The sequence below is a fragment of the Pseudomonas psychrophila genome (genome assembly GCF_001043005.1).
GTDB lineage: Bacteria > Pseudomonadota > Gammaproteobacteria > Pseudomonadales > Pseudomonadaceae > Aquipseudomonas > Aquipseudomonas psychrophila.
Window position 1 is genome coordinate 106,894 of the sequence record NZ_JYKZ01000003.1, and the last position, 19,305, is coordinate 126,198.

The window sequence follows — 19,305 nt, forward strand, 5'->3', positions numbered from 1 at the left end:
CGACGATGCGTATTTCTACCTCGCAGTTTTTTGAATCGACCAGTGCCACCTACCAGAACAACTTCTCGTCGGTGATCAAGACCCAGGGCCAGATCGACTCCGGCGTGCGTATCCAGACGGCCGCGGATGATCCGGTGGGCGCTGCGCGTTTGCTGCAACTGCAACAGCAAAAAGACATGCTGGGCCAGTACAGCACCAACATGAACAGCATCAAGGCGTCGCTGGGGGCTCAGGAAGCGGTGCTCGACAGCATCAACACCGCCTTGCAAAAGGCCGGTGAACTGGCGCTTGGGGCGGGCAGCGGTAAAAGCGACGCGGACCGCACTGCAATCGCCAACGAGCTGGGCAGCATTGAGGAGCAGGTGTTCAGCCTGCTCAACAGCAAGGACGTCGCGGGCAACTACATGTTCTCGGGCTCCAGGACCGATACCCCGCCCTATACCCGAAACAATGACGGCACCTACAGCTATCAGGGCGACGACACCCAGCTCAACCTGAAAGTCTCGGACACCCTGACCCTGGCCAGCAGCGACACGGCCAAAAGCTTTATGGAGAACTCTGTCAATACCGGGCGTACCCAGGCCACCTTTGTGCCGGGGGTGGACGCCAATGGCGAGCCTACGGTCAATGATGGCAAGCTCTCCGTCTCTGCCGGCCTGGTCACTTCAAGTCCTGTGTTCAACAAGAGCTTTGCCGAGGGCCAGCCGTACACGCTGACATTCAGCAGCAGCACCCAGTACACCGTGACCGACCGCGACGGCAACGACCTGACCTCGCAAATGGCGGGCAATGGCGTGTTCGACCCGACCAAGGATGGCGCACAGAGCATCAGCCTGCGTGGCGTGTCCTTTGACATCACCCCCAACCTCAAGGACGTTCCGGCAGCGGACCGGGATGCAGCAGTGGCGGGGCGTACCTTTACCCTTGAGGCCAAGCCGGACTCGTTCAATGCCTCGCGCACGCCGAGCAACGGCTCGACCGCGCAGATCACCAGCGCGACGGTGACCGACCCCGGGGTCTACGGCGATAGCTTTCCGAGCAATGGCGCGGTGATCAAATTCACCAGCGCCACGGAGTACGACGTCTATGCCCAGCCGCTGACGGCCGACAGCAAGTCGATTGCTCAAGGCAACGTTGCCGACGGTGCGCTCGGGATTACGTTCGACTTTGCCGGCACGGCACAGGCGGGTGACCAGTTCTCGATCAACCGCAACAACCACCAGAGCCAAAGCGCGCTGGACACCATCAGTGAGCTGCGCAAGGCGCTGGTGATCCCGAGTGACAAAGATCCGCTGGCCCAGCAAACGCAAAAAGACGCGATCAACTCGGCGATCGGCAACCTGAAAAACGCCAGTGCGGGGGTCGACAGCGCCCGGGGTTCGATTGGTGCGCGCTTGAAGGCGGTGGACATCCAGGCTGACGAAAACATCAGCCTGGGCCTGGCCAACGACTCCACCACGGCGGCGATTGGCAACACCGACATGGCCGGGGCCTCCATCGAACTGGCGTTCCAGAAGGCCATGCTCGAAGCCTCGCAACTGGCGTTCGTCAAAATCTCCCAGCTGAGCCTGTTTAACCAGCTTTAAACAGCTGCGCAGAGACCTCTATGTGGGAGCGAGCCTGCTCGCGATAGCCATAACGCGGTGATTCAGGCATACCGCGTTGAGGTTATCGCGAGCAGGCTCGCTCCCACAGGGAATCCCTGTGTTCTCGTAATGTTTTGTATAAAACCACACAAAATAGCGTGACCTATGAGTCATTACGCGCATCTTCACTGTATCGTGTGAAACGTACGGGCGGGTGCCGGGCCTTTTTCAGGCTGTTTTGTCTATTTTCATGCACCCACATTCGCCGCATTCCTGCGCGATAAAGCCCTTTTATTGTCAACGCCCCTCGGTTGTACGAGCGGGTGATCTCCAGCTATTCAGTATTGGGAAGCCACAATGATTGGCATTAAAAGCATCGCCAGTTACGTGCCAGCAAGCGGTGTAGACAACTACGCGCAAGGCGCGAAGTTCTCCAAGGACGAAGAATTCATTCTGGGCAAGATCGGTTCGGCCTTTCTGCCGCGCAAAGCCGCTGACCAGGAAACCTCGGACCTGTGTGTCGAAGCGGTCAACGCGCTGTTCGCCAACAATCCGCAGCTTAAACGCGAATCCATCGACGCGCTGATCGTCGTCACCCAGAACGGCGACGCCGAAGGCCTGCCGCACACGGCCGCTATCGTTCAGGACAAGCTCGGTCTGCCGACCCACGTGGCTGCCTTTGATATTTCCCTGGGGTGCTCGGGCTATGTCTACGGCATCTACGCGATGAAAGGCTTTATGGAGGCCACGGGCCTGAAAAACGGCCTGCTGATCACCGCAGACCCGTACTCGAAAATCGTTGACCCCGAAGACCGCAACACCACCATGCTCTTCGGCGACGCGGCCACCGCCACCTGGATGGGCGAGGACGCGCCCTGGCAGCTGGGCAAGGCCAAGTTCGGCACCGACGGCTCCGGCGCTCCGCACCTGAAAGTCAGCGATGGCGTGTTCTTCATGAACGGCCGCCAGGTCTTCAACTTCGCGCTGCTCAAAGTGCCTGCGCACCTGAACGAGCTGCTGGAAGAGTCCGAACTGACCTCTAAGGACATCGACGCTTTCTGCATCCACCAGGGCAGTGCGGCCATTGTCGACGCCGTGGCCCGCCGTTTTGAAGGCGAGCCCGAGAAGTTCATCAAGGACATGGTCGAGACCGGCAACACCGTGTCGTCGAGCATTCCTCTGCTGCTGGAAAAACACGTCATGGAAGCCAGCTGGAAGCGCGTAGCGCTGAGCGGCTTCGGCGTGGGCCTGTCGTGGGGTTCGGCGATCATCTATCGCCCATAAGCTTCACGCCGACACACAAAACGCCCGTGGCCCAAAAAGCCACGGGCGTTTTGCGTTCTGATAGGGGCTGATGCCATCTGTGGGAGCGGGGGATGCCTGGCAGGTCATCCCTCGCTAACCCCCTGAAATACAAGGGATGGCCTCCGGCCAGTAAAAAAATTCAAAAAAACCCTCAAGCAACCCGCTTTGACGACGATAACTATTACGAAGGTTCTCTAGGCCACACCCGGCGGTTGCCAGGGCCGGAAGCCGCAGTATTCATCCAATGAGGATTTCGTCATGGCTTTATCAGTAAACACTAACATCACGTCCCAGACCGTTCAGAAGAACCTGAACAAAGCCGGCGATGCACTGAGCACCTCGATGACTCGTCTGTCTTCCGGCCTGAAAATCAACAGCGCCAAAGACGATGCTGCTGGCATGCAGATGGCCAACCGTCTGACCTCTCAGACCAAAGGCATGACCGTTGCCATCGCCAACGCCAACAACGGCACCTCGATCGCGCAGACCGCTGAAGGCGCGATGCAAGAATCGACCAACATTCTGCAACGTTTGCGTGAACTGGCCCTGCAGTCCGCGAACGGTGATAAAAGCGACGCCGACCGTGCGTCCCTGCAACAAGAATTTACTGCGAAAACCGGTGAACTGACCCGTATCGCACAAACCACTACCTACGGTGGTCGTAACATCCTGGACGGTTCGTTCCAGAACCAGGCGTTCCAGGTGGGTGCTGATGCCAACCAGACTATTTCGTTTGGTATGAACGATATCAGTGCTGCAGGCCTGAAAGGTTCTTACAGTGAAGCTAATGCGACTGGTGGGTTGACTAAGCTATCGGCTTCGGTCACAGCTAGTGCTGCTGTGCTACCTGGTGCGCCAGCTGTAACCGCGACAACTCCGTTTGTGCAGACAGGTGCTGCTTACGTCGCTCCTACTGCAGGTAATCCTCAAACATTCCAAATTAATGGCACGTCCGTTACCGTTGCAGCAAACGCTGATATTGATGCTGCTTTGGGCGCAATCACGGCTGCTGGCATTACAGGCGTAACTAAAAACGCTGGGGATACTGCGCTTGTTCTGACAAGTGCCACGCAAAGTACTATCACCGGTACTAACACAGTATTTGGCACCACTACCGCTAGCGGCGGTGTTACATCTACAGTAACTCCAGCTATACCTGAAGGTCAGCTGGGCTCTGCAGCTGAGATTAATATCAACGGAACTAATGTTACTTTCGCAGCTGCAGACAATTTGGCCGCTATTGCTGGAAAAATTAACACTGCTAATGGTACAAGTAATTTTGGTGTGAGTGCGGCTATATCGGCTGAAGGTCGACTGGAGTTGACTTCGGCCGATGGGAAGGCAATTAAATTGGGTAATGGTACTGGTGCTGCTGCAAACGGCGGCTCAGGTGCTCTTGCTAAACTTGGCCTGTCGTCTGGTACGACTGAAGCCAAGCTGGATAAGACTACATCTATAAGTTTGAACGGTACTGAGGTTAAGTTCTCTACTGGTTCAACTATGGCTGATATTGTTTCATCTATAAACAGTGCGAGCACAGGCGTCACCGCTAGTGTCAATAAAGATGACGGTAGCTTGAAGCTGTTCTCCACCCAAGACATCACAATTGCTGATGGAAGCTCCGGTACTGGTCTTGATAAGTTGGGCTTGACTGGTACTCCAGCTTCCACTAATGCTGTAAAAATGGAGACTACCGTTTCTGACCTAAGTGTTTTAACTGCCGCTGACTCCCAGCGTACCGTCCAGGCGCTGTCTGACGCGATCCAGCAGATAGACACTCAACGTTCCGCGCTAGGTGCCGTACAAAACCGTTTCACCAGCACCGTGGCCAACCTGCAGAGCATTTCCGAGAACTCCACCGCTGCACTGGGTCGCGTTCAGGACACTGACTTCGCTTCCGAAGCTGCCGAGCTGACCAAGCAACAAACCCTGCAACAGGCTTCCACCGCGATCCTGTCCCAGGCTAACCAGCTGCCTTCCGCTGTGATGAAATTGCTTCAGTAATTTCAGCGCTGGGTTGAGAACAAAAGGGCGCGTTTACGTGCCCTTTTGTTTTTTCAGCGTTTGGTACTTGAAGGTGGCACGAAATGTGAAGCTGCCTGCAGCCTTGGCACTTGCTTCGTCAATAAAGCGATAGCCACCGTACAAGGAGAATACAGATGGCCAGTTCAACGATTACCGGTGTCGGCTCGGGTTTTGACACCATCGGGATTGTGAAAGCCTTGGTGGATGCTGAAAAAGCGCCCAAGCAAAGCCAGATTACTGCGCAACAAAAAGACACCACGATTCAGCTGTCCGCTGTTGGCACGGTCAAAGCTTCGCTCGAAACCTATCGCGCAGCCATTGCCAAACTTAACAGTGTCTCCAGTTTCAACGGTTTGACCGCTTCGTCCAATGACGAAAAAATTTCTAAAGTCACCATCGATGACAAGGCGTCCAGCGGCAAGTACGCGCTGAACGTCACTCAGTTGGCGACCGCATCAAAAATCACCAGCAAGGTGTTTGAAGGGGGCGCATCGGCGTCGGTTAACTCCAGCGAGCAAGACCAGACCCTGACCATCTCGCAGTCCGGTGACAGCTATGACGTCAAGATCCCGGCTGGCGCGACCATGCAGCAGACCCGGGACGCGATCAACACGCAGCTGCAGTCCAAGGGCATCAGTGCCAACGTATTGACCGACGCCAATGGCTCGCGTCTGGTGATCGGCTCGCAGACCACGGGCAAGGGCACCGATATCACCGTCAGCGGTGATTCGGAGCTGGCCACCGGGTATGACGCCGGTAAGCCGCCGATGAATGCCGAGTACACCATCGATGACATCGCCATGGAGTCGTCGAGCAACAAGATCACTTCGGCCATCAGTGGCGTGACCCTTGAGCTGCTCGATACCAAGGCGTCCACCATCACCGTGGCCTCCAACACCGACACTCTGAAAACCTCCGTACAGTCGTTTGTCACGGCCTACAACGCGCTGCTGACCAGCATCAACACCCAGACCAAGGTCACCGCCACCGGTGATGCGGCGACCACCACTGCAGGTGCCTTGACGGGTGACGCGTCGATGCGTCAGCTGGTTAACGGTTTGCGCGGCGAGCTGCTGCAAAACTCGGGTACGTCGAGTGTCGGCAACCTGTCCCAGATGGGCATCAGTACCGATCAGAAAACCGGGCTGTTGACCCTGGATGACACCAAGTGGAAAGCAGCGGTTGCAACGCCCAATGGTGCAATCGAGATTGCCAAGGTGTTCACCGGCGATACCGGCCTCATAACCCGTATGACCAAGGCCACCGAAAGCTATGTCGGCAGCAGCGGGTTGCTGGCGGCGCGGGCCACGGATCTGAACACCAAGCTGACTACGCTGACCACTCAGCAAGCAGACCTGGACCGGCGTATGGAATCCATGAAAAGCACCCTGACCGCCAAATACACGGCCATGGACGGTCTGATCGCCAAAATCAACGCCAGCAGCTCCAGCATCATGACTACGCTCAACTCCTTGAATAATCCTAAATCCGACTGATTTTGCCCGGCCTTGGCACTAAAGCTTTGGCCGCTTCTGTCGATAAAAAGATCAAGAACCCGCCATTTTTGCCTGTCACCGTAATGAGGTCGAAACATGAACCCGATGCGCGCCCTTCGTCAGTATCAGAAGGTTAATTCCCACGCTCAAATCTCCGAAGCCAGCCCCCATCGCTTGATTCAAATGCTGATGGAAGGCGGTCTGGATCGTATGGCCCAGGCCAAAGGCGCGATGAGCCGTGGGGATATCCCGCAGAAGGCGATGTTGATCACCAAGGCCATCGACATCATCACCGGCCTGCGTCAGGGTCTGGATGAAGACAAGACCGATGACAAGGAAGCGCTGCAGCAGCTGGACAGCCTGTATGAATTCATGACGGTGCGTTTGACCCAGGCCAATGCCAAGAACGACCCTGAAATCATCGATGAAGTGGCTCGCCTGCTGATCACTGTAAAAAGTGGTTGGGATGCCATTGCCCCGCAATAAGCCCGAGGAGTGCGCCATGAGCCAACTGCAACGAATTCAAGAAACCCGCGTAGCGCTGATTGACGCTCTGGCCGAGCGCAATTGGGATGCCATCGGCGAGCTGGACTCGGCGTGTCGGGTGTGTGTCGAGAGTGTTCTGGATGAGGCGCCGCTGGATGAGGCGGTGTTGCGCGAGAATCTGGAAGGGCTGTTGGTGGTGTATCGCATGCTGCTGGAAGCCGCGACTGATGAGCGTCAGTCAGTCGTTGAGCAAATGGGGCAGATCAATCAAGCAAAAAATGCGTCAAAGGTTTACCATCTATTCGGTTAAGGCCTAAAGATTATGTGGTTAATTGCGTTTTAAACCGCCATAAATTTGACTCTGCACAGTTTTTTGACTTAACTAGCACGTTATTCTGTATTCAGTCGTCTTAGATATCCAACAGGGTTAGGGCGTCTACATATGTCCTGCCATCCGGGGCATTGAGTTGACTAGGGAAGTTGCTATTGCATGTGGCGTGAAACCAAAATTCTGCTGATCGATGACGATAGCGTCCGCCGCCGCGACCTGGCGGTGATTCTGAATTTTCTTGGCGAAGAAAATTTGGCCAGCCCTAGCCACGAGTGGGAGCAAGCCGTCAAAGTCTTGCCGTCCAGCCGTGAAGTGCTCTGCGTGCTTGTAGGCACCGTGAGCACTACGGGTGGTCTTTCTGGCTTGCTTAAGACACTGGCTGTGTGGGATGAGTTCCTGCCGATCATGCTTTTAGGTGAAGTTTCTTCGGTCGACCTGCCTGACGACCAACGCCGCCGGGTGTTGTCCAGCCTCGAAATGCCCCCCAGCTACAGCAAATTGCTTGATTCCCTGCACCGTGCCCAGGTCTATCGCGAGATGTATGACCAGGCCCGTGAGCGCGGCCGCCATCGTGAGCCCAACCTGTTTCGCAGTCTGGTCGGTACCAGCCGGGCGATTCAGCACGTGCGCCAGATGATGCAACAAGTGGCCGACACTGATGCCAGCGTCTTGATCCTCGGCGAGTCCGGGACCGGTAAGGAAGTGGTTGCACGCAACCTGCATTACCACTCCAAGCGCCGTGACGCGCCATTTGTACCCGTTAACTGTGGGGCGATTCCTGCCGAGCTGCTCGAAAGCGAGCTGTTCGGGCATGAGAAGGGCGCCTTCACCGGGGCAATTACCAGCCGCGCCGGGCGTTTTGAACTGGCCAATGGCGGCACGCTGTTCCTCGATGAAATCGGCGACATGCCGCTGCCCATGCAGGTCAAGCTACTGCGGGTGTTGCAGGAACGGACCTTTGAGCGTGTAGGCAGTAACAAGACCCAGTCCGCCGATGTGCGGATCATTGCCGCGACCCACAAAAACCTCGAAAGCATGATTGAAGTCGGCGCTTTTCGCGAAGACTTGTACTACCGCCTCAACGTGTTCCCGATCGAAATGGCGCCCCTGCGCGAGCGGGTCGAAGACATTCCGTTGTTGATGAACGAGCTGATTTCGCGCATGGAGCACGAAAAGCGCGGCTCTATCCGCTTCAATTCTGCCGCCATCATGTCGCTGTGCCGTCATGCTTGGCCGGGCAACGTTCGCGAGCTGGCCAACCTGGTGGAGCGCATGGCGATCATGCACCCGTATGGCGTGATTGGTGTCGTTGAACTGCCCAAGAAATTCCGCTACGTGGACGACGAAGACGAGCAGATGGTCGACAGCCTGCGCAGCGACTTGGAAGAGCGCGTGGCAATCAACAATGTCAGTACCGACTTCGTCGCCAGCGCCAACGCGATGCTGCCGCCCGAAGGGCTGGACCTCAAGGACTACCTTGGCGGTCTGGAGCAAGGCCTGATCCAGCAGGCGCTCGACGACGCCAATGGCATCGTCGCCCGCGCGGCAGAGCGCCTGCGGATTCGTCGCACCACCCTGGTGGAAAAAATGCGCAAGTACGGCATGAGCCGTCGTGAAGGCGAAGAACAGGCTGACGATTGACGCTAATCCTTGTAGCAGCTGCCGAAGGAACGAGGCTGCGTTCGGTTGCGAAGCAACCGTAAAATCTGAATTCGAGATTTCCCTGGCTGCAAGCAGTGTTCGTGATTACGACGGCTTCGCCGCCGGACGCAGCCTCGCGGAGTTCGTCAGCTGCTACGGAGCGCTTACCTCTGCCATTCACCCCTATCAGGCACGGGTATTGCTTCGCTTGGTTCAACGAACCGTTTTATGACGGTCAGCCAAGCGAGAACGCACCATGTCTCAAGCCGCCCTCCAGTTATCCTCCGCTGCTGATCCCTACAGCCTGCTCCAGGCCCGCGTCTCGGAGCTTACCGGTGAGCTGGCGGTGGTCAGCGCGCAGCGCATGGCCGAGCTCGCGGAAAAAGAGCGGCTGGCCAATCGCTTGCAAAACCTTCTTGATCTGCTGCCGGGTGGAGTCATCGTTATCGATGATCGCGGACGGGTGCGCGAGGCTAATCCCGCGGCTTGCGAGCTATTGGGCCTGCCGCTGGAAGGCGAGTTGTGGCGCCATGTGATTGCCCGCTGCTTTGCACCCCGCGAAGACGATGGTCACGAAGTCTCCCTGAAGGACGGCCGGCGCCTGTCGATTGCCACCCGCTCGCTGGATGCCGAGCCGGGGCAGTTGGTATTGCTCAACGACCTGACAGAAACCCGGCGCCTGCAAGATCAACTGGCCCGCCATGAGCGTTTGTCGTCTTTGGGACGGATGGTGGCCTCCTTGGCCCACCAGATTCGTACACCGCTTTCGGCGGCCCTGATTTACGCCAGTCATTTGACTGAGCAGGCGCTGCCGCTGGAAACCCAGCAGCGTTTTGCCGGGCGCCTCAAGGAGCGTCTGCATGAGCTTGAGCACCAATTACGCGACATGCTGGTGTTTGCCCGGGGTGAGTTGCCGCTCACAGATAAGGTCAGCCCCAAAGTCCTGATGCAAACCCTGCAGGCCGCCGCCCAAACCCATGTTCAGGGCGTGCCAATCCGCTGGCAGTGCGACGCGTATACCGGCCAGTTGCTGTGCAATCGCGACACCCTGGTCGGCGCGCTGCTGAACCTGATCGAAAACGCCTTGCAAACCGGGGCCGTGCAGGTGCGGCTTAAAGTCCATTTATACCATCGCGATAACAGCCTGAGGCTGTGTGTAAGCGACAGTGGCACGGGTATTGAACCTCGAGTCCTGGCGCGTTTGGGCGAGCCGTTTTTCACCACCAAAGCGACCGGCACCGGCCTTGGGTTGGCGGTGGTCAACGCGGTGGTGCGGGCCCATCAGGGCCAATTGCAATTACGTTCGCGGCTGGGGCGTGGCACGTGCGCCTTGCTCAGCTTGCCGCTGATTCCCGGTGTGGCGGAGGCAAACTGATGGTGATGCGAATTAACGTGCTGTTGGTCGAAGACGATCATGCGTTGCGCGAAGCGCTGGCGGACACGCTATTGCTGGCCGGTTACGGCTTTCTGGCGGTCAACTCGGGGGAAGAAGCACTGGCGGCGGTCACGTCGCAAGCGTTCAGTCTGGTGATCAGTGACGTCAATATGCCGGGCATGGATGGCCATCAGTTGCTCGCCCGCCTGCGCACCAGTCAGCCGCAATTGCCGGTGTTGCTGATGACGGCCCACGGCGCCGTTGAGCGAGCGGTGGACGCCATGCGCCAAGGGGCGGTGGATTATCTGGTCAAGCCGTTTGAGCCCAGGACCTTGCTCGATTTGGTGGCCCGCCATGCCCTGGGCAGTCTCGGTGTGGCGGACACAGAAGGTCCGGTGGCGGTTGAGCCGGCCAGTGTGCAGCTATTGGAGTTGGCGGCGCGGGTGGCGCGCAGTGATGCCACGGTGCTGATCTCGGGTGAGTCAGGTACCGGTAAGGAGGTCCTGGCGCGATACATCCACCAGCATTCCCGTCGGATTGATCAGCCGTTTGTGGCGATCAACTGCGCGGCCATCCCCGACAACATGCTCGAAGCCACGCTGTTTGGTCATGAAAAAGGCGCGTTTACCGGTGCCATTGCGGCCCAGGCGGGCAAGTTTGAGCAGGCGGATGGCGGCACCTTGCTGCTCGATGAAATTTCCGAGATGCCCTTGGGTCTGCAGGCCAAACTGCTGCGTGTGCTGCAAGAGCGTGAAGTGGAGCGAGTGGGTGGGCGCAAGCCGATTGTGCTGGATATCCGCGTAGTCGCCACCACCAACCGTGATCTGGCGGGCGAAGTGGCGGCTGGGCGGTTTCGCGAGGATTTGTTCTATCGCCTTTCAGTGTTTCCGCTGGCCTGGAGCCCGCTGCGCGAGCGTACCGCCGACATCCTGCCCTTGGCTGAGCGGCTGCTGGCCAAGTACATCAGTAAAATGAAGCACACCGCAGTAAGGTTTTCGGCCGATGCACAGGCGTGCCTGAGCGCTTACTCGTGGCCCGGTAATGTGCGCGAGCTCGATAACGCGATTCAGCGGGCGTTGATTTTGCAGCAGGGCGGCATGATCCAGGCGGCAGATTTTTGCCTGGCCGGGCCGGTGGCTTGCGCGCCCTTGCCGTCTTTGTCGCGTATTGAACCGTTGCCGGTCGATGCCGTGGAGCCGGCAGGGGCCTTGGGCGATGATCTGCGCCGGCGTGAGTTCCAGATGATCATCGACACCTTGCGTGCCGAACGTGGTCGGCGCAAGGAAGCCTCCGAGCGCCTGGGCATCAGTCCGCGTACCCTGCGCTACAAGCTGGCGCAGATGCGCGATGCGGGGATGGATGTTGAGGCTTATCTGTTTGCTTCAGGTTGACAGGTCGCCTCCTGTTTTGTGGGAGCGAGCCTGCTCGCGAAGCGTTTACCAGGTGCATACGGTGATGCCTTCGCGAGCAGGCTCGCTCCCACAAGGTTGAGTGACGTTTTACCTGCGACGTTTTGTAACGTTAATAGTTATAGAACGACAAAGAGCTGGCACTCTTGTTGCTATACCTCGGTAAGCGCTGTGAAAGTGTCAAAAAAATGCGGGTCGTCGGAGGCAGTTGTCCATGAGCCAAGGTATTGAATTTAATCGATTGATGTTGGACATGCGGGCCATGCAGATGGACGCAATGGCTCAGCCTAAATCGGCTGTGCAGGCCGTTCCTGAAGCGGGTGCCAGCAGTTTTTCCGACATGCTCGGCAACGCAATCAATAAAGTCAGCGATACGCAGCAGGCATCGAGCCAGTTGTCGAACGCATTCGAGATCGGCAAAACCGGTGTAGACCTGACGGATGTGATGATCGCTTCCCAGAAGGCCAGCGTTTCTTTCCAGGCGTTGACCCAAGTCCGTAACAAGCTGGTTCAGGCATACCAAGACATCATGCAGATGCCGGTTTAAGGGCGATATCAAGTCATGGCAGATGCACTCCCGGATAACGTTCCGGCCCAAGCAGGCTCAGCCGGCGGCAAGTCGCCGCTGTTTGGCTTGTCTTTTATGGACAACCTGGCCGACATGACCATGCTGCGTCAGGTCGGCCTGATGGTCGGTCTGGCGGCGAGCGTGGCGATTGGTTTTGCCGTTGTGTTGTGGTCCCAGCAACCTGATTACCGGCCGCTGTATGGCAGCCTGGCCGGTATGGATGCCAAACAGGTCATGGAAACCCTGGCCGCCGCCGACATTGCCTACACCGTTGAGCCCAACTCGGGTGCCTTGCTGGTCAAGGCCGACGACATCTCCCGTGCCCGCCTTAAGTTGGCCGCCGCAGGTGTTTCGCCTACCGACAGCAATATCGGTTTCGAGATTCTCGACAAGGACCAGGGCCTGGGCACCAGCCAGTTCATGGAAGCCACGCGCTATCGTCGCGGTCTGGAAGGGGAGCTGGCGCGCACCATTTCCAGCCTCAACAACGTCAAGGGCGCGCGGGTTCATCTGGCAATCCCGAAAAGCTCGGTGTTCGTGCGTGATGAGCGCAAGCCCAGCGCTTCGGTACTGGTTGAGCTCTATGCGGGCCGCTCGCTGGAGCCGGGTCAGGTGCTGGCGATTGTCAATCTGATCGCCACCAGCGTGCCTGAACTGAGCAAGTCCCAGATCACCGTGGTCGATCAAAAGGGCAACCTGCTCTCGGATCAGGGTGAAAACTCCGAACTGACCATGGCTGGCAAGCAGTTCGACTACAGCCGCCGCATGGAAGGCATGTTGACCCAGCGTGTGCACAACATCCTGCAGCCGGTGCTGGGTAATGACCGCTACAAGGCTGAAGTGTCGGCCGACGTGGATTTCAGTGCAGTGGAGTCCACCTCCGAGCAGTTCAACCCCGATCAACCGGCGCTGCGCAGCGAACAATCCACCAGCGAGCAGCGCACTGCCAGCAACGGCCCGCAAGGCGTGCCCGGTGCCTTGAGCAATCAGCCGCCGAGCCCGGCCACGGCCCCGCAGCAAGCCGGTCAGGGTGCTGCCGCAGCGGGCATGATCCAGCCGGGTCAGCCTTTGCTCGATGCCAACGGTCAGCAAATCATGGACCCGGGCACGGGCCAGCCGATGCTGGCTCCGTACCCGGCAGACAAGCGCTCGCAGTCGACCCGCAACTTCGAGCTGGACCGCTCCATCAGCCATACCAAGCAGCAGCAGGGCAGGGTCAATCGTCTGTCGGTGGCCGTGGTGATCGACGACAAGATCAGCGTCAACCCGGCCAACGGTGAAATCACCCAGGTGCCGTGGACCACTGATCAGTTGGCGCGGTTTACCCGTCTGGTGCAGGACGCCGTGGGTTTTGATGCCAGCCGTGGCGACAGTGTGAGCGTGATCAACGTGCCGTTCTCCACCGAGCGCGCCGAAGTGATCGCCGACATCCCGTTCTATTCGCAGCCCTGGTTCTGGGATGTGGTCAAACAAGTACTGGGCGTGCTGTTTATTCTGGTGCTGGTGTTTGGTGTGTTGCGCCCGGTGCTCAACAACCTCACCGGCAACGGTCGCAACAAGCAAGTGGCAGGCATTGGCAGCGATGCCGAGATGGGCGGCCTGGGGGGACTGGATCGTGAGTTGGCCAACGACCGTGTCAGCCTCAGCGGTCCGCAAAGCATCATGTTGCCAAGCCCGAGCGAAGGCTATGACGCTCAGTTGAACGCCATCAAAAGTCTGGTCGCAGAAGATCCGGGTCGTGTGGCCCAGGTAGTAAAAGAGTGGATCAATGCCGATGAGTGATAACCGCGCCGCTGCCAACGCCAAGTTGACCCGTGTCGACAAGGCGGCAATTTTACTGCTGTCCCTCGGTGAGTCCGACGCGGCCCAGGTTCTGCGCCACATGGGCCCTAAAGAGGTTCAGCGGGTGGGTGTGGCGATGGCGCAAATGCGCAATGTGCACCGTGAGCAGGTCGAGCAGGTGATGAGCGAGTTCGTCGAAATCGTCGGCGACCAGACCAGCCTTGGTGTGGGCTCGGACAGCTACATCCGCAAAATGCTCACTTCGGCCCTGGGCGAAGACAAGGCCAATGGCCTGATCGACCGCATCCTGTTGGGCGGCAACACCAGTGGCCTCGACAGCCTGAAGTGGATGGAGCCCCGTGCAGTGGCCGATGTGATCCGCTTCGAGCATCCACAAATCCAGGCCATTGTGGTGGCCTATCTGGACCCGGACCAGGCGGGTGAAGTGCTGGGTCATTTTGACCAGAAGGCCCGTCTGGACATCATCCTGCGGGTTTCGTCGCTCAATACCGTGCAGCCGGCGGCGCTCAAAGAGCTGAACCAGATCCTCGAAAAGCAGTTTTCCGGCAACTCCAATGCGGCGCGTACCTCTCTGGGTGGCGTCAAGCGGGCGGCCGACATCATGAACTTCCTCGACAGTTCGATGGAAGCGCAGTTGATGGACTCCATTCGCGATATCGACGAGGACCTGTCCGGTCAGATCGAAGACCTGATGTTCGTGTTCAACAATCTGGCCGACGTCGACGATCGGGGCATCCAGGCGCTGTTGCGCGAGGTGTCTTCGGACGTGCTGGTACTGGCGCTCAAGGGCTCCGACGAAAACGTGCAGGAAAAAATCTTCAAGAACATGTCCAAACGGGCTGCCGAACTGTTGCGTGACGACCTGGAAGCCAAAGGCCCGGTTCGCGTCAGCGATGTTGAGACCGCGCAGAAAGAAATCCTTACCATCGCCCGCCGAATGGCCGAAGCCGGAGACATTGTTCTCGGCGGGAAGGGCGGCGAAGAGATGATCTAAGTGAGCAGCGGCGAGTCTCCCGGTGATGTGATCCGTGCCAAGGATGTAGGTGCCTTCGATGTATGGGGGTTGCCCAGCTTTGACCCTTGGCGCGAGCCCGAAGAACCTGAGCCCGAACCGGTCGAAGAGCTGCCGGTGGAGAGCGAAGAAGTGCCGCTGGATGAAGTCCAGCCGCTGACCCTTGAAGAGCTCGAAAGCATTCGTCAGGAGGCCTGGAACGAAGGCTTCGCCACGGGTGAGAAAGAAGGCTTTCACAGCACTCAGCTCAAGGTTCGCCAGGAAGCCGAAGTCGCCTTGAGCGCCAAGGTTGCCAGCCTTGAGCGGTTGATGAGTAGCCTGCTGGCGCCCCTTGCTGAGCAGGACCAGCAGCTTGAAAAAGCCATGGTCGGGCTGGTCGAGCACATGACCCGGCAAGTGATTCAGCGTGAACTGAAAACCGATTCGACCCAGATCGAGAAAGTGCTGCGCGAGGGCTTGAAGCTCTTGCCGATGGGCGCCGAGAACATTCGGCTGTTTATCAATCCACAGGATTTCGATCAGATCAAAGCCTTGCGTGAGCGCCACGACGAGCACTGGCGAATTGTTGAAGATGACACCCTGCAGCCCGGCGGTTGCCGCATTGAAACCGAGCACAGCCGGATCGATGCCAGTATCGAAACTCGCATCAAGCAGGCCATGAGCCAGTTGCTCGATCAGCTCCACGAGCAGGCACTGCACCCGGCGGCGCCTGATATCGACATCGACCTCGATGCACCTTAAGCGCACCAGCTTTGCCAAGCGCCTGAGCACCTATGCCCCGGCCGTGACTTTGCCCGTGCAACCGGTGGTTGAAGGCCGCTTGCTGCGCATGGTCGGCCTGACCCTTGAGGCTGAAGGCCTGCGCGCCGCCATGGGCAGCCGCTGCCTGGTGATCAACGACGACAGCTTTCATCCGGTGGAGGTCGAAGCCGAGGTGATGGGGTTTTCCGGTGGCAAAATCTTCCTGATGCCCGTGGGCAGCGTCGCCGGGATCGCGCCGGGCGCCCGTGTGGTGCCCCTGGCCGATAATGGCCGCTTGCCGATGGGCATGAGCATGCTGGGGCGGGTTCTCGACGGCGCCGGGCGTGCACTGGACGGCAAAGGCCCGATGAAGGCCGAAGACTGGGTGCCGATGGACGGCCCCACCATCAACCCCCTCAAGCGTGACCCCATTAGCGTGCCGCTGGACGTGGGCATTCGCAGTATCAACGGGTTGTTGACGGTGGGTCGCGGTCAGCGTCTGGGCCTGTTTGCCGGTACGGGCGTGGGCAAGAGTGTGTTGCTGGGGATGATGACCCGCTTTACCGAGGCCGACATTATCGTGGTGGGTCTGATTGGTGAGCGGGGTCGTGAGGTCAAGGAATTTATCGAGCATATCCTCGGCACCGAAGGTCTCAAGCGTTCGGTGGTGGTGGCATCGCCTGCCGATGACGCGCCACTGATGCGGTTGCGTGCGGCCATGTACTGCACGCGGATTGCCGAATACTTTCGCGATAAGGGCAAGAATGTACTGTTGCTGATGGACTCCCTGACCCGATTCGCCCAGGCCCAGCGAGAAATCGCCCTGGCCATTGGCGAGCCGCCTGCCACCAAGGGTTATCCGCCTTCGGTGTTCGCCAAGCTGCCCAAGCTGGTGGAGCGGGCCGGTAATGCCGAAGCGGGTGGCGGTTCGATCACTGCGTTTTATACCGTGTTGTCTGAAGGCGATGACCAGCAAGACCCTATTGCCGACTCGGCCCGGGGCGTACTTGACGGTCATATCGTGCTGTCTCGGCGTTTGGCCGAAGAAGGCCATTACCCAGCCATCGACATTGAAGCGTCCATCAGCCGGGTCATGCCGTCGGTGGTGACGGAAGAACACATGCGCCGGGCGCAGCAATTCAAACAGCTGTGGTCGCGCTTCCAGCAGGCACGGGACTTGATCAGCGTGGGCGCCTACGTGCCGGGTGGCGACCGTGAAACCGATACTGCGATTGCCTTGCAGCCGGCGATGGTGGCGTATCTGCGCCAAGGGCTGAACGACAATATCAGCCTGGCCGAGAGTGGCGGCCATCTGGGCAGCATCTTCGCTCCGGCAGCGGGCGGTTAATCGACGATGGGCGCAGATTCAAGAGCGGCGCGCCTGGCGCCCGTGGTCGATATGGCCGAAAAGACCGAGAAGGCTGCGGCCCAGCGATTGGGGCACTTTCAAGGGCAGGTCAACCTGGCCAACAGCAAACTGGGCGACTTGGAAAACTTCCGTGGCGAGTACCAGTCGCAATGGGTTGATCGCGGCAGCCAGGGCGTATCGGGTCAATGGTTGCGCAACTACCAATACTTCCTCAGCCAGCTGGAGACGGCCGTCGGCCAGCAGCGCCAAAGCCTGGTGTGGCACCAGAACAACCTCAATAAGGCCCGCGAAACGTGGCAGCAGGCCTATGCGCGGGTTGAGGGGCTGCGCAAGTTGGTCCAGCGCTACGCTGACGAAGCCCGCCAGCTCGAAGACAAGCGCGAGCAAAAACTGATGGACGAGTTGTCCCAGCGGCTGCCGCGTAAAGACGTGTACTGACCCCCAGTCCCGCTCCCACGCAAAGCGTCTATAGTTGCTGGGTCAACCACGGGAGTATCCATATGGCAGTGACGTCTGAAGTCTCCGCAGATGGCAGCAAGCTGACAATCGCAATCAAGGGCCGTTTTGACTTCGCCAAACACCAGGAATTCCGCAGTGCCTACGAGGAGCTGAGACCGCGGCCCGTCTGCGTGATCGTGGATTTGAAAGATGCGACCTACCTCGACAGTTCGGCGCTGGGCATGTTGTTGCTGTTGCGTGAACATGTGGGCGGTGATGATTCCGATATCCGCGTGGTCAACAGCAGTCCGGATGTGCGCAAGATTCTCGGTATTTCCAATTTTGACAAGCTGTTCGATATCAATTGAGCCGTTCAATGGAGCGCTTGCGGCGGTTGCAGCAAACCGTGCTGCAGCAGCGTGACTTGATAGCCGAGCACAACGACTACCTGCTCAATGAGCAGCGGGTAGCCAAGGCTGTTTTTGATCGGGTGGCGCACTCGGGCTGCCTGGATGCACCCAATATCCGCTTTCTGCAATCGCCGTATGCCTTGTTCAATGGCGACCTGCTATTGGCGGCTTACACTCCCGCAGGGGATACCCACCTGCTGCTCGCTGATTTCACCGGCCATGGTTTACCGGCAGCCATTGGCGCAATGCCGCTGGCCGAAGTGTTTTACAGCATGACGGCCAAAGGCTATGGCCTGGCCGAAATCCTCCGTGAAATGAACGCCAAACTTAAGCGTATCCTGCCCGTCGATATGTATTGCTGTGCCACGTTGCTGTGTATCAGCGCCCAGCGCCGCAGTGTCGAGGTGTGGAATGGCGGGATGCCCGACGGCTACTTGCAGGCTGGCGGGAAGCGTATGGCATTGACCTCGCAACACCTGCCATTGGGTGTGTTGCGTGCTGACGCGTTTGACCATGCCACCCAAGTGTGGCCGATGCAGCCGGGCGATCAGGTGTTTCTATTAACCGATGGTGTGATCGATACCTGTGGTCCGGATCAGCAGTTGTTCGGGGTCGAGCGTCTGGAGCGGGTGCTCGATGCCAATCGTCATCCGTTGCAACTGATTGCAGAGGTCGAACAGGCCTTGCGCGACTTTCAGGGGCAGGCCCGGGATGACGTGAGCATGGTGCAGATCACCTCCCAGCTGCCGCAGTTTTTGGGCGTGCCGGCCATCGTCTATTCAGACAGCGGCCTATGCAGCCCGCGGGACTGGTCATCCAGTTTCGAGTTTCGGGCATCAACCCTCAAGCAGTTCAATCCACTGCCTTTCCTGCTGCAGTTGCTAATGGAAGTTCATGGGTTGCGTACCCAGGGGGCGGTGATCCATGCCGTGCTGTCCGAGCTTTACAGTAATGCGCTGGAACACGGTGTGCTGGGGCTCGATTCTCGGCTCAAGCGCGATACAGAAGGATTTGCCCATTACTACCAGCAGCGCAGGGAGCGTCTGGCGACACTTAAAAGCGGATTTGTGCGGGTGTCGTTGCAGGTCGAACCGATCGGGGAGAGCGGGCGGGTTCTTATCCAGGTTGAAGACAGTGGTGCCGGCTTTGATGTCACCAAAGTGATGGCTAGACCCCTTGATGCAGACCGTCTGTCGGGGCGTGGCGTGAGTCTGGTACGTCAACTGTGCCCTGCAGCCCGCTGGGCCCCTGATGGTCGTAGTGCGACCGTAGAGTTTTCATGGGGGGGTCTGGCATAATCCGGCCATTCT

At 58.5% G+C, this 19,305-nt stretch carries 15 protein-coding genes and 2 pseudogenes; all 17 read left to right on the plus strand.

Annotation, left to right across the window (positions count from 1 at the left end; genetic code table 11):
- Positions 1-5: 5 nt before the first annotated feature.
- Positions 6-1,586 carry a flagellar hook-associated protein 3 gene (locus tag TU76_RS09570; RefSeq protein WP_048351548.1) on the plus strand — a complete coding sequence of 527 codons (1,581 nt, stop codon included), beginning with the start codon at positions 6-8 and terminating at the stop codon, positions 1,584-1,586.
- Positions 1,587-1,943: 357 nt separating this feature from the next.
- Positions 1,944-2,870: a ketoacyl-ACP synthase III gene (locus TU76_RS09575; protein WP_048351549.1), complete on the plus strand. Its 927-nt coding sequence runs from the start codon at positions 1,944-1,946 to the stop codon at positions 2,868-2,870.
- A gap of 279 nt (positions 2,871-3,149) precedes the next feature.
- Positions 3,150-4,895: a flagellin N-terminal helical domain-containing protein gene (locus TU76_RS09580; protein WP_048351550.1), complete on the plus strand. Its 1,746-nt coding sequence runs from the start codon at positions 3,150-3,152 to the stop codon at positions 4,893-4,895.
- 155 nt (positions 4,896-5,050) lie between these two features.
- Positions 5,051-6,412 (plus strand): flagellar filament capping protein FliD, encoded by a 1,362-nt coding sequence (gene fliD / locus TU76_RS09585; RefSeq protein WP_048351551.1) that lies wholly within the window; start codon positions 5,051-5,053, stop codon positions 6,410-6,412.
- A gap of 96 nt (positions 6,413-6,508) precedes the next feature.
- Positions 6,509-6,898 (plus strand): flagellar export chaperone FliS, encoded by a 390-nt coding sequence (gene fliS / locus TU76_RS09590; protein ID WP_046809730.1) that lies wholly within the window; start codon positions 6,509-6,511, stop codon positions 6,896-6,898.
- 16 nt (positions 6,899-6,914) lie between these two features.
- Positions 6,915-7,208, plus strand: a complete 294-nt coding sequence (fliT, locus tag TU76_RS09595) for a flagellar protein FliT (RefSeq protein WP_019828807.1) — start codon at positions 6,915-6,917, stop codon at positions 7,206-7,208.
- A 180-nt stretch (positions 7,209-7,388) separates the two neighbouring features.
- Positions 7,389-8,870: a sigma-54 dependent transcriptional regulator gene (locus TU76_RS09600; RefSeq protein ID WP_048351552.1), complete on the plus strand. Its 1,482-nt coding sequence runs from the start codon at positions 7,389-7,391 to the stop codon at positions 8,868-8,870.
- A 295-nt stretch (positions 8,871-9,165) separates the two neighbouring features.
- Positions 9,166-10,245 (plus strand): annotated as a pseudogene (locus TU76_RS09605) (sensor histidine kinase); the annotation flags it as partial.
- A 5-nt stretch (positions 10,246-10,250) separates the two neighbouring features.
- Positions 10,251-11,636, plus strand: a complete 1,386-nt coding sequence (locus TU76_RS09610) for a sigma-54-dependent transcriptional regulator (protein ID WP_048351666.1) — start codon at positions 10,251-10,253, stop codon at positions 11,634-11,636.
- Between the two features lie 232 nt (positions 11,637-11,868).
- Positions 11,869-12,201, plus strand: coding sequence for a flagellar hook-basal body complex protein FliE (fliE, locus tag TU76_RS09615; RefSeq protein ID WP_019828811.1), 333 nt, complete (start codon positions 11,869-11,871; stop codon positions 12,199-12,201).
- A 15-nt stretch (positions 12,202-12,216) separates the two neighbouring features.
- A complete protein-coding gene (fliF, locus tag TU76_RS09620; RefSeq protein WP_019828812.1) occupies positions 12,217-14,004 on the plus strand; it encodes a flagellar basal-body MS-ring/collar protein FliF in 1,788 nt (595 codons plus the stop codon).
- Complete coding sequence (fliG, locus tag TU76_RS09625; RefSeq protein ID WP_019828813.1) at positions 13,997-15,019, plus strand: flagellar motor switch protein FliG; 1,023 nt, start codon at positions 13,997-13,999, stop codon at positions 15,017-15,019. The genes fliF and fliG overlap by 8 nt, the downstream gene beginning before the upstream one ends.
- Entirely contained in the window at positions 15,020-15,778 is a 759-nt protein-coding gene (gene fliH / locus TU76_RS09630) for a flagellar assembly protein FliH (RefSeq protein ID WP_019828814.1), read from the plus strand.
- On the plus strand, positions 15,768-17,126 hold the full coding sequence (gene fliI, locus TU76_RS09635; RefSeq protein ID WP_019828815.1) for a flagellar protein export ATPase FliI: 1,359 nt from the start codon (positions 15,768-15,770) through the stop codon (positions 17,124-17,126). The genes fliH and fliI overlap by 11 nt, the downstream gene beginning before the upstream one ends.
- Before the next feature lie 6 nt (positions 17,127-17,132).
- Positions 17,133-17,585 (plus strand): flagellar export protein FliJ, encoded by a 453-nt coding sequence (fliJ, locus tag TU76_RS09640; protein WP_019828816.1) that lies wholly within the window; start codon positions 17,133-17,135, stop codon positions 17,583-17,585.
- A 62-nt stretch (positions 17,586-17,647) separates the two neighbouring features.
- Positions 17,648-17,953 carry an STAS domain-containing protein gene (locus TU76_RS09645; protein ID WP_019828817.1) on the plus strand — a complete coding sequence of 102 codons (306 nt, stop codon included), beginning with the start codon at positions 17,648-17,650 and terminating at the stop codon, positions 17,951-17,953.
- Positions 17,954-17,955: 2 nt separating this feature from the next.
- A pseudogene (locus TU76_RS09650) lies at positions 17,956-19,293 on the plus strand (ATP-binding SpoIIE family protein phosphatase); the annotation flags it as partial.
- Between the last annotated feature and the right edge of the window lie 12 nt (positions 19,294-19,305).

What these genes read in the sequence shown, in the direction of transcription:
- TU76_RS09570 (WP_048351548.1), top strand. Translation starts at nt 6, where the DNA reads ATGCGTATTTCTACCTCGCAGTTTTTTGAATCGACCAGTGCCACCTAC.
- TU76_RS09575 (WP_048351549.1), top strand. Translation starts at nt 1,944, where the DNA reads ATGATTGGCATTAAAAGCATCGCCAGTTACGTGCCAGCAAGCGGTGTA.
- TU76_RS09580 (WP_048351550.1), top strand. Translation starts at nt 3,150, where the DNA reads ATGGCTTTATCAGTAAACACTAACATCACGTCCCAGACCGTTCAGAAG.
- fliD (WP_048351551.1), top strand. Translation starts at nt 5,051, where the DNA reads ATGGCCAGTTCAACGATTACCGGTGTCGGCTCGGGTTTTGACACCATC.
- fliS (WP_046809730.1), top strand. Translation starts at nt 6,509, where the DNA reads ATGAACCCGATGCGCGCCCTTCGTCAGTATCAGAAGGTTAATTCCCAC.
- fliT (WP_019828807.1), top strand. Translation starts at nt 6,915, where the DNA reads ATGAGCCAACTGCAACGAATTCAAGAAACCCGCGTAGCGCTGATTGAC.
- TU76_RS09600 (WP_048351552.1), top strand. Translation starts at nt 7,389, where the DNA reads ATGTGGCGTGAAACCAAAATTCTGCTGATCGATGACGATAGCGTCCGC.
- TU76_RS09610 (WP_048351666.1), top strand. Translation starts at nt 10,251, where the DNA reads ATGCGAATTAACGTGCTGTTGGTCGAAGACGATCATGCGTTGCGCGAA.
- fliE (WP_019828811.1), top strand. Translation starts at nt 11,869, where the DNA reads ATGAGCCAAGGTATTGAATTTAATCGATTGATGTTGGACATGCGGGCC.
- fliF (WP_019828812.1), top strand. Translation starts at nt 12,217, where the DNA reads ATGGCAGATGCACTCCCGGATAACGTTCCGGCCCAAGCAGGCTCAGCC.
- fliG (WP_019828813.1), top strand. Translation starts at nt 13,997, where the DNA reads ATGAGTGATAACCGCGCCGCTGCCAACGCCAAGTTGACCCGTGTCGAC.
- fliI (WP_019828815.1), top strand. Translation starts at nt 15,768, where the DNA reads ATGCACCTTAAGCGCACCAGCTTTGCCAAGCGCCTGAGCACCTATGCC.
- fliJ (WP_019828816.1), top strand. Translation starts at nt 17,133, where the DNA reads ATGGGCGCAGATTCAAGAGCGGCGCGCCTGGCGCCCGTGGTCGATATG.
- TU76_RS09645 (WP_019828817.1), top strand. Translation starts at nt 17,648, where the DNA reads ATGGCAGTGACGTCTGAAGTCTCCGCAGATGGCAGCAAGCTGACAATC.